Here is a 13,532-nt window from a genome sequence, read left to right on the forward strand (position 1 = left end):
TGTTTGAATTAGTTACGTAACGGCTTTCCTTTTGTCAGCATGTATTGCATACGTTGTTGTGATTTCGGCTCACCAACAAGACTCAAGAACGCCTCACGCTCTAAATCAAGCAAGTATTGCTCATCCACAAGTGTTCCTTTAGGGACGCGGCCGCCCGCTAAGACGAATGCAAGCTTCTCGGCAATCTTTAAGTCGTGATCAGAAATCATGCCGCCAAACTTCATTGTTTTTGCTCCAAGCAACAGTGTCGCATAGCCTGTTTCACCAACTACAGGAATCTTCTTACGCTCTGGCGGACGATAGCCAGACTCTTCTAAGTGAATGACTTGCTGTTTCGCACGGTGAATGACGTGTTCCCCATTCATTACAACCCCGTCGCGTTCACTTAAGAAGCCATTTTCACGCGCTTCATGAGCCGATGTTGCCACTTTTGCCATGGCAATCGTTTCAAATGTTTTATTTGCGATTGCTTGAAGGTCAATTTGTGCTCCTTGCGGCAGGCTTTCAAGGTTGCGAAGGTACAATTCTTTGTTTCCTCCGCCGCCAGGAATGAGGCCGACGCCGACTTCAACAAGTCCCATATACGTTTCATGAGCTGCTTGAATGCTTGCAGAAGGCAGGCAGATCTCTGCTCCGCCGCCAAGCGTCATTCCAAACGGTCCTGTGACAACAGGCTTTGCTGAATAACGTACATTGGCCATCGCTTGCTGGAACTGACGGATAACTAAATCAATCTCAAAGAAATTATCATCTTGTGCTTCCATTAAGATCATCATTAAGTTCGCACCGACACAGAAGTTCTTTCCTTGGTTTGAGATCACAAGCCCTTTAAAGTTCTTTTCTACTTCTTCAATAGACTTATTAACCATTTGAATCACATCAAGGCCGATGGAATTGTTCGGTGAGTGGAATTCAAGCAATGCTACATCATCACCGATATCAATAAGTGATGCACCGCTGTTTTTCATTACCACATTGTCTGGCTTTAATGATTTCAGATGGATGTTTTTAGGGTTTGATTCCACACCCTTATATTCACCCTGGTGGAAGTAGCTTGATCCTTTATAGAATGTTTCGTTTCCTGTCTCAAGCATTTCCTTTACCCAGCCAGGAACCGTTTCGCCTTCTGCTTCCATACGTTCAACAGACTTGGCCACACCGATCGCATCCCACATTTCAAATGGACCAAGCTCCCAGCCGAAGCCCCAGCGCATTGCTTCATCAACAGCTTTAATGTCATTTGCAATCTCATATGCTTTTTCAGCAGAGTATAATAAGGTTGGCTTCACTAAGTTCCAGATCAACTGTCCTGCACGATCATCTGCATAAGCAAGCACCTTTAACTTATCACCAGGCTTTTTCGCTTGTTTTGCTTGTTCTACAGAGGCTGCACGAAGCTTTTTACGCTCTTGGTATTCAAGCGTTACTGGATTAAGTTCTAAAATTTCTTTCCCCTTCTCCGTACGCTTTTGTACAAAGAAGCCTTGGCCGCTCTTGCTTCCGAGCATGCCTTTTTCAGCCATTTCCTTCATAAATGCAGGCGGGTCAAATACGTCTTTTTCCGCACCCTCCACTTCGTCAAACACATTTTTAGCAACGTGTAAGAATGTATCTAGTCCAACGACATCTAATGTACGGAACGTCGCACTCTTCGGACGGCCGATTAAAGGTCCTGTTACAGAGTCAATCTCTCCAACAGAGTACTCCCCTTTAAGCATTTCATTAGCTGTTACTAAAAGTCCGTAAGTTCCGATACGGTTTGCGATAAAGTTAGGTGTATCTTTACACTCAACCACACCTTTACCAAGTGTATCTTCAGCAAACGCTTTCACAAATGACAGTACGTCTGGATTTGTTTTCTCTGTTGGAATCACCTCTAAAAGCTTTAAGTAGCGAGGCGGGTTAAAGAAGTGCGTTCCAAGGAAATGTGCTTGGAAATCTTCTGAACGGCCTTCTGCCATTGCTTCAATGGAGATTCCGGATGTATTAGAAGTGACGATTGTACCAGGTGTACGAACCGCATCCACTTTTTCAAATAACTGACGTTTAATATCTAAGTTCTCAACGACTACTTCAATAATCCAATCAACCTCGCTAAGACGCGCTAGGTCATCTTCTAAGTTGCCTGGCTCAATGTATGTAGCAAGTGATTTAGTTGCAAGCGGAGCTGGTTTTTGTTTAGCCAGACGCTTAATTGACTCTGTACTGATACGATTACGAACGGCTTTGCTCTCAAGCGTTAAGCCCTTTGCTTCCTCTTGTGGTGTTAACTCTCTTGGAACAATGTCTAATAATAATGATGGGATTCCGATATTTGCAAGGTGAGCAGCAATTCCAGAGCCCATAACTCCCGATCCAATGACAGCTGCTTTTTTAATTTGTCTACCCATTGTTCTCCCCCTTAATCGTTAGTTCTGATTGATCCATTAGGATAAATGATTTGTCCAAGCCTTACCTTATATATGATTGCTGTTGATTTCATATGCAGGAAACCTACCGAATGAATACTCATTCATTATTTCCTCAAAAAAAAGGCAACGAGCAATTTGTCGTAACTTCTATCTTTATAATAAATGAATTGTCGTTCAGTTGCAATACATAATTCTGAAAATTATCATCTTTCTTATTGTTTGATCAAATATTATTAATTAAATGTTTGTTTAATGCCTTTATATTTATGGCTCCCCACCTCATATTTCCATTGTTTTGTAAACTGTCCTAGTTGTTCATAGCATATATCTCGCCCTGTTCCCTAACACTAAAGCTGTATCAAAAAGCTTGGTACGCAAGATTTTCTATGATCAAAAGGAGGTTTTCCTTATGCAACAACAACCAACACCACAACAGCAAGCTATGCAACAAGGAAACATGTCTCAATCACAAACGGGGCAAATGCAGTATCCTGAACCGCCGCAAGTGATTACAACAAAAGACTCTCTATATTTAAATGATATGCTTTCGTGGAATTTACTTGCCGCAAAAAAAGCCCATTTTTTTGCTGAGCAATGTCAGGACCAAGAGATTAAGCAAGCACTTGAGAAAGCTGGTATGATGCATCAGCAGCACTATGAGAAAATCTTAACGCATTTGCAGCCGACTCAAGCTCAATCAACTATTCCAATGCAGTAAGCTTTAGCATCAGTTAATTAGCATTAAGTTAATTAGGAGGAATCTCATATGAATCAACAGCAACAGCAACAACAACAGCAAAACAAAATTAAAAATCCAGAGCTTCAAGTTCCTAAAAATACGCAAATGTCTGAGCGTGATTTCATTAACGATCAGCTTGCAACAGAAAAATACATGACGTCTTCTTACAGCATTGCTTTAAACGAAGCAAGCCACGCTGCTTTGTATCAGGACTTAGCCGGCATTTGCCAGCAAACGCAAGACTGTCAGCGCGATTTGTATAATGTGATGTTCCGAAAAGGATTCTATGCGCTAGAAGCTGCTGAAGCACAGAAAATGCAGCAAAGCTATCAACAATTCCAAGGCTACACAAACCAGCTTCCTTATGGAAATGGCAGCGGCAATCCTTCGATGAACTAAAAAAATAGAGCTGCCTTATAGCGGGCAGCTCATTTTTATTGGAATGACGCAATGACTCTGTGAAGCGATACAATTATGCTTTCAATTGACGCATTTTTCTTTGGAATGGGCGCAATTACAATGAATTGACGCAATTTAGTCATTAAGCGACGCAATCACTCGATGAACAAACGCAATCAGCTCACTTACTGACGCATAAACGTCCAGAAAATATACAATTACTTCATCCTTGAGTTGCGCCTGCACTCCAAATAAAGCCGTTTATCATGCTTCTATTTCTGCTTTAATCTGTGTAACCAATGGGTGGTCTGCAGATAATGATGTCACCTCAATAATGGTCTCTGTCACACCTTTTTCCTTCAGCATGCTCTGAATCTTAACGCTCTCTTCATCTGAAGGAACATCAAATTGAAATGCTGCGGCTGCCACTTTAACCAGATGAGGCGCCTTAATCCCACGATTATAAAGCTGCACAAGCGGCCCAATCAGCCTGTCAGAAGCACTTAGCTTTCGTAGGGGATTTCTTCCAACTCGCTCAACAGGATCTGACAGATGTACATTTTCAAATCGGTTGATGATTTTTTCGCGGTATTCCTTTAGTTCTGCTCCATCAAATTGATACTTCTCTTCTAAGAGACGGCTCGTTTCTTTCAATACTTCCTCTAGTTCCTTACGAATCGATTGATCTGCCACCGCCTCTGCAATCGAAGGAATTCCTTGTGCAAATCCTACATACGCCAGGCAGGCATGGCCGGTATTCACTGTATACAGCTTTCGCTCAATATAAGGATTGAGTTCTTCTACATAGTTCACCCCTTGAAGACGCTCTCCTGTCTTCATGCCTTTTGCAGCCACAACCCATTCAAAGAAAGGCTCTACAAGTACATTTAATCCGTCTCTCGTTTGATTAGGAACAATTCGGTCTACAGCGGCATCGGGGAATCCAACGTTCGCTAAGATTGCTTCTTTTGCTTTATTGTCTTTCATCTCATCTAAGACATGTCCTTTTAACGTCGTTGATGCACCAATCGCATTTTCACACGCAATGACATCGACTGCACCAGCTCCTGCTTCCACTCGCTTTAATAACCCTTTTGCAAGAATCGGTGCGATCAGCGGAAGAATATTAACTCCAGCAGACACCGTAATTAAATCAGCTTTTGCTAACGTATCTATGACCTCATCTGCTTGGGTTTGACTGTTCAACCCGTAAACATTTTTGATAAGGACCGTTTCTTCTTTTTCCTGAGCTAAACGAATGTAATACGATTTTTGCTCGTTTAACTGGTCAATTAAAGGCTGGGCGACATCAACAAAGTAAATGTCATAGCCATTTTTATGGAGTACTTCTCCAATAAAGCCTCGTCCAATATTTCCGGCTCCAAAGTGTACAGCAAGCATATTACTCAACCTCGTTGAAGAAGCTCATTAATTCTTCTTTTGAACCTGCATTTAAAATCTGCTGTAGTGTATCCTCTTCAGAGCATGTGATTGCAATATTTGATAGGATTGATAAGTGTTCATCCCCTTTACCTGCAATACCAATGACAAGCTTTACTTCGTTTCCATCCCAATCAATCGGCTGGTCTAGGAGCATAATCGTAATACCTGATTCGATCACTTCTTTTTTCGCATCTTCTGTTCCGTGCGGGATCGCTAAGAAGTTCCCCATATAAGTTGATGTCAGCTCTTCACGCTCCATCATTTTGTTTATATACTCTGCGTTGACATAGCCGTTTTTATGAAGAAGCCCCCCCACAGTCTGAATCGCATCCTCCTTCGTTTGCACATTCTCACCGTGTAAAATATTCTCTAGTTGTAATACTGCTTTAGCCATGTTTGATACACTCCTATTTTTGTAATTTAGTAATTAAATACTCTTTCAGTTTTTTCTCAAGCAAGGTAAAAATCTCTTGCTCATCACCCGTTTCAAATTGACGGATGGATTCGCTGCTTTCTATGACAAGAGCACTAATGAAACTCATTAATTCAAGCCCTTCTCTATTCCATTCCAGCGGGGCGAGCATCAATAAAATCCGTTTCACTTCAGTGTCTTCATTGTCCATTCCACGTAAAAGCATCGATTCTTCTAGCTCATGTACAGTAAACGTCGCAATGTCTACGGCATCACTTCGGGTGTGGAATAGAGCAAGCGTTGTTCCTGGAATGGCAAGGCCTCCTAGCTCTTCCCTTTTCATTAACGCATCTGCAACTAATTCGCTATTACGAACAAGTGAGCTGTCTTCCTGGTCTTTCGCTAATTGAATAATTAACTCATTCAGTGACTCACACACAGGCCAACTCTTTAATTTGAAATGAGATAACACTGAATTAATCAAGGAACTGAGCTGCTCGATATAACCGAGTTCACTCAAAACCGTTTCTTTCGCCCATTTGTTATCAGAAGCGCTCTCAGCATCTATTTGATGTTCCATCTTGCTTACCTCTTTTGCGTCAGCAGCCTGTTCTTTCGTCTTATTGTTTGGGTTCCAATTGTATGAATGGATATACTGACGGATCCGGTCCACTTCTTTTTTAGATAAAAATGGATTAACGAGAAAATAAGGATCAATTGACATTAAGGGAACCGTTGAGATAACCACTGTATGGTCAGGAATCTGATCCTGGGTAATATCAAATGCTGACATATGCGTAATCCCCTGAATTTCTGGGATCTCTTTTTCAAGCCTTGTTGCTAAAAGCTTAGATGTCCCAATGCCGCTTGAACAAATGACAATCGCTTTTATCACAGCTTTCTTTTTCGACCGTTCAATGGCTGATCCAAAATGCATCACAAGATACCCAATCTCTTCATCTGGAAATGACCACGTCGGAAAAATTTCGACTACACATTCTTTGATCGTATTAAATAAAGGCGCGTAACCTTCTTTAATAGCAGGAAGCATCGAATTATAAATTTTCATTCCTTGCTCCATACGAAACAATGCAGGTTTTAAATGGCTGATCAACCCTTCTAACAATGAGTGATCATTGGTTAACGCGACTCCTGTGCGAACACCAACTGCTTCGATTAATTTCTTCGCCCGCATCGCAATATCAAGTGACGTTTCCTGAAAAAAGAAGCTGCCATCATCCCCTTGCTTAGCTCCGAGTAAATGCATCGCTACATAAGCGACCTCTATTTGAGGAATATCGATGGAAAAGGTTTCTTCGAGCTTTTTAACTAACCGTTTAGCTGCTTCATATTCCTTTGTTTTTAACACTTTTTCAAATCCCTCGGAATGCTTTTCAATTTTCTCGCCACGCTTGATACGATCAACTGCTAAGCTTAAATGAACAGCTAAACCAACATAGGAGACATCTGCAATCGGCTCCCCATCTCTCCGAAGCTCATGCAGCGTTTCCAGCACTTTTAAAATGACGTTTAGATCAATTAAATAAAGAAGCTTTTCAGACGCTTGTTCCCCAAGTTCACTTTTTAAGCGGTAAGACTCCAGGATAGACACCAGCTCTTCCTCGCTCACTTTGTCTGTAATCAACCGTCTGAGCGCCATTCTTTTTTTAGGTTCATCCCCTTGTATTTCAATCCCGTAACTGCGCTTGCGCACCATTTCAAGATCAAATGACTGCAGCCAATCATTGATTTTATTTAAATCATTGCTGATCGTAGCTATCGTTACACCAATTTCTTTGGCTAACGTAAACAGCTTCACCGGCTCTCGTTCTTGCAGGAGAATAGATAGGAGCAGCTGCTGCCGCTCCCAAGGTGTATACTCATTAGGCTCAGATTCTGTAATGAGCTCTTTTAACTCTATCTTTTTAGTATCTCTTCCGGTGAGCTTTAACCCAACACCCGACTGCCTTTCTAACGTCAGTTCATATTGAGTTAACATCTGCTCAATCCCTTGTATATCTCGATGGATCGTTCGTGTGCTGACATTTAATCGGTCGGCTATTTCCTTAATCGTGATGCCTTGTTCGGCTTCGATTAAATACTGAATGATATGTCTTTCCCTTGCTGACAAATACATTGAATCACCCCCGTTCATCCGGCGAGTTTTTTATTCGTCACCCTTTAATTCATTGACAATCTCATCGTACTTTGCACCATTCATAAAGTTTTCAACTGAAATATGCGTTTTATTCGGCTGCTTTTGTTTTGCGCGATCCGTTAAATCTTTATGAGTAATAATTAAATCAGCATCATCTGGAATCTGATTAATTGCTTTATTTGTTACTTCAATTGAGAGCCCTGCTTTGTTCACTTTATTTCGCAAGATCGAGGCTCCCATCGCACTTGATCCCATACCGGCATCACATGCAAAGATGATCTTATTAATCTTGCTTGGGTCAAGTTTTCCTGCTTGATCAGCAGTTGTTGTTACTTCTTCTGTTGTTTCAGATGTTGATTCAGCTGTTAAAGCACCGCTGACACTGCTTTTCTTGCCCTTCATATCTTCCATTTTTGACGTTGCTTCTTCTAAACCATCTTCGTCATCTTTTGAACTTTTTAAAATAAGAGATGCGACAGCAAACGAAACAGCTGTTGCCACAATGACACCTAACAGCACTCCTAAATGATCCCCGCGAGGCGTCATCAGCATGTAAGCAATAATACTTCCCGGTGATGGTACGGCTACTAATCCTACGTTAAACAGCATGAATGTGAATACACCGCTCGCACCGCCGGCGATGGCTGCTAATAAAAGCATCGGCTTCATTAAGATGTACGGGAAGTAGATTTCGTGAATCCCCCCAAAGAAGTGAATCACTGCCGCTCCACCAGAAGAATACTTCGCTGCTCCTCTTCCAAACACTAAGAAGGCAAGTAAAATCCCAAGACCAGGACCAGGGTTAGACTCTAGCATAAATAGAATTGATTTCCCTGTTTCTGTGGCTTCTTGAATACCTAATGGCCCAAGGATACCGTGGTTAATGGCATTGTTTAAAAATAATACTTTCGCTGGTTCAACAAAAATACTCGCAATCGGGAGCATTCCAGCATCTACAATGACACGTACACCTGCTGCTAAAATACCATTAAAGGCTAAGACAATTGGACCTACCCCAAGATAAGCAAGCAGTGTGAGAAATAACCCGACAAATCCAGCCGTAAAGTTATTGACCAGCATTTCAAATCCAGAGCGTACTTTTCCTTCAAATAATTGATCGACCTTCTTAATCGCATATCCGCCAAGCGGCCCCATAATCATCGCACCGATAAACATCGGAATATCTGCACCGACGATCACACCCATGGCAGCTGTTGCTCCGACTACCCCTCCACGTGCGTCATAGACCATCTTACCCCCTGTAAACGCAATCAATAATGGAAGTAAATATATAATCATTGGATCAACCAGCTGAACTAAATTTTCATTAGGCATCCATCCGGTTTCTATAAATAGGGCTGTAATAATCCCCCAAGCAATAAATGCTCCTATATTAGGCATAATCATGCCGCTTAAATAACTGCCAAATCGCTGAATCTTTGCTTTTACACCAGCGTTTTTTCTTTGTTCGTTTGGCATGTTCATTCCTCCCCCAAAAAGTAATAAATCTTATACTCTAATAGTAAAGCGCTCTCATAGGCTTCTCAACACTATCTAAATGCAATTTCGTCAATGTCCTTAGTGACAAAATTAAAAACATCTTTTGGAAAACACCATCAGTATTATTTATTTAATCTTATTATTGACAAATATTTGTAACCGTAATATGGTTAGTTACATAAGTAATGAACCAAGGAGGTAATGATGGAGCGATTCGATGACTCACGGCCCATCTTTTTGCAAATCGCTGAAAAGATCGCTGATAACATTATCCATGATGAACTAGCAGAAGGCGCTCAAGTTCCTTCTACAAATCAATTTGCTAAACATTATCAAATTAATCCTGCCACAGCCGCAAAAGGGATCAATCTTTTAGTAGAGCAAGGAATATTATTTAAACGAAGGGGTGTAGGTATGTTTGTTGCAGAAGGTGCCAGAGAGAAACTGCTTGAGGAACGCAGGCAAAAGTTCAGTAATGACTTTATTACCCCGCTGCTTCATGAGGCAGAAAAACTCCAGTTATCAAAAGAGGCTATTATTGAGATGATCAACAAGGGAGGAAAATAAATGAGCACGAATATCGTATTAAATGACGTGTCTAAGAGGATAAAGAAAGAAACCATCATTGACTCTATTTCATGTACGTTTGAAGAGAACCGGATTTATGGACTGCTTGGTCGAAATGGTGCAGGAAAAACAACATTGATGAAATTGATGACTGGTCAGTCCCTTCCTTCCGCGGGCTCCATCCTTATTGACGGGGAGACACCATTTGATAACCCTGCTATTCAATCAAAAATCTGTTTTATAAAAGAGAGCGGTAATTTTAAGGCTGCGATGAAAGTGAAAGATGTATTGAAGATTGCTCCGGCCTACTTTCCAAACCTTGACCGAGAGGCCGCTATGGAGTATATCCAAACCTTTAATCTGCCGTTAAATAAAAATGTATCTCAATTATCAAAAGGTATGACTTCAGCTCTTGGAATTTCTATCGGTATTGCAAGCAGAGCCCCTCTCACAATCTTTGATGAACCGTATATCGGTATGGATGCAGCAGCAAGACAAACCTTCTATGATTTGCTGCTCGATGATTACACCATTCACCCAAGAACGATCATACTCTCCACTCACTTAATCGATGAAGTAAGCAATTTGTTTCAAGATATCCACCTAATCAATCATGGACGGCTTGCTTTAACAGAAAGCGTAGAGGCATTAAAGGAAAAGACGTATGTCCTGCGTGGATCTAAAGAAGCAATCGCCCCGCTTCTTAATGAGGTTAAACTATTGAGTGAGTCGTCTTTTATCGGCGAATACTCAGCTACTGTATATGACCCTGATCTAGTGCTTGACGCGCTGCCGCCATCGATCGAGAAAAAGACACTGACCCTCCAGCAATCTATGGTCATGCTTACGGACGGAAAAAAGGAGGCAAGAATATGAGACAATTTACTGCACAAAGTACGATGATTATGTCTGATTTAAAAAAGAGCTTCATCACCTTCTGGGCGATTTTGACAGGGTTTGTTCTCTTCTTCCTTTTACTCGTGTTATTTCTTGGAATTCCTAATATGATTGTGATGACAAATGCACCAATGTATGTGTTCCTTGCTATTTTTGGCTACAGATTATTAAGCAGCGGGGATTTTGAACATGCGATTCACTTAGGAACGACTAGAAAGGCATTTGTTTTCAATGTGACGATTTTCACTTTGCTGCTTAGTCTTGTATTCTCTCTCATTAATCAACTCTACATTTTCTTTATCGATCTAATTCAATCGTTTCTTATTCAAAGTGAAATTACGTTTTTCACGTGGGATTCCGTTCTTTCTTCCGGTAATGGATTTTGGGTAAATCTAGTGGCTGATGGATTAATTATGAGTATGCTTGGAATGCTTTTATTCTTCCTTGCCTCCTTACAAGTGAGGTTTGGTCAATGGGCTATGCTGTCTGTTGTAGCAGCTTCCGTGCTCTTATTATTTATCCCGGCGATTCATACACCAATCATTGATTGGATGATCACTTTACCAAACAGCGGTACGTTTATAACAGAATTTCTTGTTATGCTTGCACTAACTTTTGTTTTAGGAGTCATAAGCTATTTCAGTCTATCAAAAGCTTCCATCTAAAAACTTTTCCATATCAAAGACGATTCTCCATCATAGGAGGATCGTCTTATTTTCGGTTAAAATGTTTAGGATCTTTCTATATGGGAACAGACTACTGTACACCAAAATTTGGATCAGGAGGTTTTATAAAATGAACGAAAACAAAATTGAGAGTGAAGTTCAACAATCTATTCCTGAAGAAAAAGAAGAGATCCTGCAAAACTTTGAGCAGTTTAAGGATTACTTAGGTGACAAAGTAGCAAAAGGTGAAAAATTAGGCATGAGCGAAGAGACACTGGCAAAATATGCTGAAAAAGTCGGCGATTACCTCGCTGCAAAAGAAGACCCTAGAAACCGTGAAGAAAAGCTTCTTCAAGAACTATGGCAATTAGGTGATCAAGAACAGCGTCATCATCTAGCACATATGCTTGTACGATTGGCACAATCTACAAACTAATATAAAGGCTGTCCTCTAGCGGGCAGCCTTTTTAGTTTGACCTCAGACAGTGCCCCAATGTAAGCCCGATTAAATCCCTCATTTATTCGACACAATCCCACCAAATTTTCCCTATCCAAGAGGAAAATAGATGCGTATAATTAGGTAGAAATCACTACAGTACGGATGTGAAAATTTTGATCCAATCGATACTAGCTAATATTTCCCTTTTATTATTTATGCACCTATGTATTCAGAGCCTCTATTTTAAAGAGAAAAATATTACAAAACTAAAGTTTGAAAAGTCATTTATGCAGGTCTTGATAACTTCAAGTGCAATCATCGCGATGTTTTATATGCCTATCTTTATAGATGAGTTCAGGTTTGACTTGCGTACCATCCCGATAACGATACTAGCCATCATTCACGGTCCTTTGCTCGCTATTCCAACGCTGATCATCACCTCTATTTGGCGCTTCGCAGTTATAGGAGGACCCGGGGCTGTGCCGGGAGTTATTTTCGGATTAATGATTCCAACGTTTATCGCATTAGGAGTGTTTCACCTAAAAAAAGGACCGTTAACGTATATGAAAGGTTTCTTCTTATACACTTTATTTTGGTTAATTTGTGATCTGCCGATTATTTTCTTTGTTCCAAACGGTCTTGAAGCATTTCAGGATTTTTGGCTCATCCGCTTCGTTTCATTTCATTTAGGCGCATTTACGTTGTTTTACTTTATTACACTTAGCTACCGAAATCTTGAGCTTATGGATAAGCTTAAACATTATGCCGATCATGACCCGTTGACAGGTCTTTATAATGTAAGGAAGTTTTCTGAGATGATTCGCGAGAAAAAGTCGGCAGGCTCTTCATATATTGCTATGCTCGATATTGACCATTTTAAAAGTATTAACGATTCGAATGGACACCCAAGCGGTGATAAAGTGTTAAAAGACCTTGCTACAATTCTTACGTTATATTCATCAAACCATTTGCTTTGTGCAAGGTATGGCGGAGAAGAATTTATTCTGTGTATCGAAGCTTCTTCTATTAGAGATGCCTATGTGGCCGCAGATCTTATTAGAGAGAAAGTAGAGTCTTTTCCTTTTCAGAACATTGAAGGGGAGAAAATCGGCAGGGTAACCATCTCGGTCGGTATAGCCCGCCTAGAGGCTCCTGATCAGTTAAATGAAGCCATTGAAGCTGCAGATAGACAGCTTTATACCGCTAAAACAGAAGGACGAAACCGGGTAAACATTAAAAAAGGACATTCTCATACTGCGAGCAGTTAACCGCATATTTCTATGATGATCTGCACACCCTAACCTTCAGTTAAAGGAGGGGTATAGATGAACTCACTACGCGCACAAGAGATTGCCGCATCACCAGTAATGGCAAACGTCATGTACAATGAACAGGCTGTGTATATTCAACATGTTGATGAAGGCGCACAAATGGCTAGAATTTATCCGCTGAACGAGCCGAATAATGAGCAGGACGTACCATTATCACAGCTGGTAGAGCAGTAAGAACTGATAGCAAGCCGCCTATCATTAGGTGTTATCTCGGCTCCTAGGCACTCGTTTCCTGCGGGCAGCCTCGGAGTCTTTTATCAATAGAGTGAGAATATAGTTAAACAATTTCATCATTAAAAACACCTGTTCATTGATCTTTGCAAACGAAGCCCTAGACACCAGCTTTTTTTACGTTGAACTGAATTATAACAAAATCAATCCACTTGATAATTACCAAAGCAATAACTTAGCGGATGAAATATACGTAGACTTCTGCAGGGACTAGAGCAGGGGTGAGATCCCACAGGGCAAAGCCCGAGGAAGCTCACTAGCTCCCCGCGAAAAGCGAAGTATATGTCAGGAGCGGCGAGCTTAGTATGCATAGAAAATATTTCAAATAAGAAAACCATAG

13 protein-coding genes are annotated in these 13,532 nt (G+C 40.9%); 8 read left to right on the forward strand and 5 right to left on the reverse strand.

The window, feature by feature from the left end; all coding sequences use genetic code 11:
• Nucleotides 1–8: 8 nt before the first annotated feature.
• Entirely contained in the window at nucleotides 9–2,390 is a 2,382-nt protein-coding gene (locus A33I_RS14415) for a 3-hydroxyacyl-CoA dehydrogenase/enoyl-CoA hydratase family protein (protein ID WP_022629047.1), read from the reverse strand.
• Nucleotides 2,391–2,820: 430 nt separating this feature from the next.
• On the opposite strand from A33I_RS14415, the gene A33I_RS14420 reads away from it, so the two are divergent.
• Both A33I_RS14420 and A33I_RS14425 read left to right on the forward strand, forming a co-directional pair.
• Complete coding sequence (locus A33I_RS14420) at nucleotides 2,821–3,129, forward strand: hypothetical protein (RefSeq protein WP_022629048.1); 309 nt, start codon at nucleotides 2,821–2,823, stop codon at nucleotides 3,127–3,129.
• A 48-nt stretch (nucleotides 3,130–3,177) separates the two neighbouring features.
• Complete coding sequence (locus A33I_RS14425; protein WP_022629049.1) at nucleotides 3,178–3,549, forward strand: spore coat protein; 372 nt, start codon at nucleotides 3,178–3,180, stop codon at nucleotides 3,547–3,549.
• A 264-nt stretch (nucleotides 3,550–3,813) separates the two neighbouring features.
• Here A33I_RS14425 and A33I_RS14430 read toward each other — a convergent pair whose 3' ends face one another.
• From A33I_RS14430 to A33I_RS14445, 4 genes are read right to left on the reverse strand one after another with little or no spacing between them, the layout of a single operon-like run.
• Nucleotides 3,814–4,950 (reverse strand): mannitol-1-phosphate 5-dehydrogenase, encoded by a 1,137-nt coding sequence (locus A33I_RS14430; RefSeq protein WP_022629050.1) that lies wholly within the window; start codon nucleotides 4,948–4,950, stop codon nucleotides 3,814–3,816.
• A 1-nt stretch (nucleotide 4,951) separates the two neighbouring features.
• Entirely contained in the window at nucleotides 4,952–5,386 is a 435-nt protein-coding gene (locus A33I_RS14435; protein WP_022629051.1) for a PTS mannitol transporter subunit IIA, read from the reverse strand.
• A 13-nt stretch (nucleotides 5,387–5,399) separates the two neighbouring features.
• Entirely contained in the window at nucleotides 5,400–7,541 is a 2,142-nt protein-coding gene (locus tag A33I_RS14440; protein WP_022629052.1) for a BglG family transcription antiterminator, read from the reverse strand.
• Nucleotides 7,542–7,571: 30 nt separating this feature from the next.
• Complete coding sequence (locus A33I_RS14445) at nucleotides 7,572–9,041, reverse strand: PTS mannitol transporter subunit IIBC (protein WP_022629053.1); 1,470 nt, start codon at nucleotides 9,039–9,041, stop codon at nucleotides 7,572–7,574.
• 222 nt (nucleotides 9,042–9,263) lie between these two features.
• Between A33I_RS14445 and A33I_RS14450 the strand changes: the two genes are divergently transcribed.
• The 6 genes from A33I_RS14450 (at nucleotide 9,264) to A33I_RS14475 (ending at nucleotide 13,135) form a co-directional block, all read left to right on the forward strand.
• Nucleotides 9,264–9,629 carry a GntR family transcriptional regulator gene (locus A33I_RS14450; protein WP_031311681.1) on the forward strand — a complete coding sequence of 122 codons (366 nt, stop codon included), beginning with the start codon at nucleotides 9,264–9,266 and terminating at the stop codon, nucleotides 9,627–9,629.
• The gene (locus A33I_RS14455) at nucleotides 9,630–10,505 is read left to right on the forward strand and encodes an ABC transporter ATP-binding protein (RefSeq protein WP_022629054.1); all 876 of its coding nucleotides are present in this window, start codon (nucleotides 9,630–9,632) and stop codon (nucleotides 10,503–10,505) included.
• A complete protein-coding gene (locus tag A33I_RS14460; RefSeq protein ID WP_012960368.1) occupies nucleotides 10,502–11,191 on the forward strand; it encodes a hypothetical protein in 690 nt (229 codons plus the stop codon). Before A33I_RS14455 ends, A33I_RS14460 begins: the two co-directional genes overlap by 4 nt.
• Nucleotides 11,192–11,321: 130 nt before the next feature.
• Nucleotides 11,322–11,627 carry a DUF3243 domain-containing protein gene (locus tag A33I_RS14465; RefSeq protein ID WP_012960369.1) on the forward strand — a complete coding sequence of 102 codons (306 nt, stop codon included), beginning with the start codon at nucleotides 11,322–11,324 and terminating at the stop codon, nucleotides 11,625–11,627.
• A gap of 176 nt (nucleotides 11,628–11,803) precedes the next feature.
• Nucleotides 11,804–12,898 (forward strand): diguanylate cyclase, encoded by a 1,095-nt coding sequence (locus A33I_RS14470; protein ID WP_083477656.1) that lies wholly within the window; start codon nucleotides 11,804–11,806, stop codon nucleotides 12,896–12,898.
• Nucleotides 12,899–12,955: 57 nt separating this feature from the next.
• A complete protein-coding gene (locus A33I_RS14475; protein WP_012960371.1) occupies nucleotides 12,956–13,135 on the forward strand; it encodes a small acid-soluble spore protein H in 180 nt (59 codons plus the stop codon).
• Nucleotides 13,136–13,532 lie beyond the last annotated feature (397 nt).

The sequence above is a fragment of the Alkalihalophilus marmarensis DSM 21297 genome (assembly GCF_000474275.2).
In the GTDB taxonomy this organism is placed as follows: Bacteria; Bacillota; Bacilli; order Bacillales; family Bacillaceae_D; genus Alkalihalophilus; species Alkalihalophilus marmarensis.

What these genes read in the sequence shown, in the direction of transcription:
- A33I_RS14415 (WP_022629047.1), bottom strand. Translation starts at nt 2,390, where the DNA reads ATGGGTAGACAAATTAAAAAAGCAGCTGTCATTGGATCGGGAGTTATG.
- A33I_RS14420 (WP_022629048.1), top strand. Translation starts at nt 2,821, where the DNA reads ATGCAACAACAACCAACACCACAACAGCAAGCTATGCAACAAGGAAAC.
- A33I_RS14425 (WP_022629049.1), top strand. Translation starts at nt 3,178, where the DNA reads ATGAATCAACAGCAACAGCAACAACAACAGCAAAACAAAATTAAAAAT.
- A33I_RS14430 (WP_022629050.1), bottom strand. Translation starts at nt 4,950, where the DNA reads ATGCTTGCTGTACACTTTGGAGCCGGAAATATTGGACGAGGCTTTATT.
- A33I_RS14435 (WP_022629051.1), bottom strand. Translation starts at nt 5,386, where the DNA reads ATGGCTAAAGCAGTATTACAACTAGAGAATATTTTACACGGTGAGAAT.
- A33I_RS14440 (WP_022629052.1), bottom strand. Translation starts at nt 7,541, where the DNA reads ATGTATTTGTCAGCAAGGGAAAGACATATCATTCAGTATTTAATCGAA.
- A33I_RS14445 (WP_022629053.1), bottom strand. Translation starts at nt 9,041, where the DNA reads ATGCCAAACGAACAAAGAAAAAACGCTGGTGTAAAAGCAAAGATTCAG.
- A33I_RS14450 (WP_031311681.1), top strand. Translation starts at nt 9,264, where the DNA reads ATGATGGAGCGATTCGATGACTCACGGCCCATCTTTTTGCAAATCGCT.
- A33I_RS14455 (WP_022629054.1), top strand. Translation starts at nt 9,630, where the DNA reads ATGAGCACGAATATCGTATTAAATGACGTGTCTAAGAGGATAAAGAAA.
- A33I_RS14460 (WP_012960368.1), top strand. Translation starts at nt 10,502, where the DNA reads ATGAGACAATTTACTGCACAAAGTACGATGATTATGTCTGATTTAAAA.
- A33I_RS14465 (WP_012960369.1), top strand. Translation starts at nt 11,322, where the DNA reads ATGAACGAAAACAAAATTGAGAGTGAAGTTCAACAATCTATTCCTGAA.
- A33I_RS14475 (WP_012960371.1), top strand. Translation starts at nt 12,956, where the DNA reads ATGAACTCACTACGCGCACAAGAGATTGCCGCATCACCAGTAATGGCA.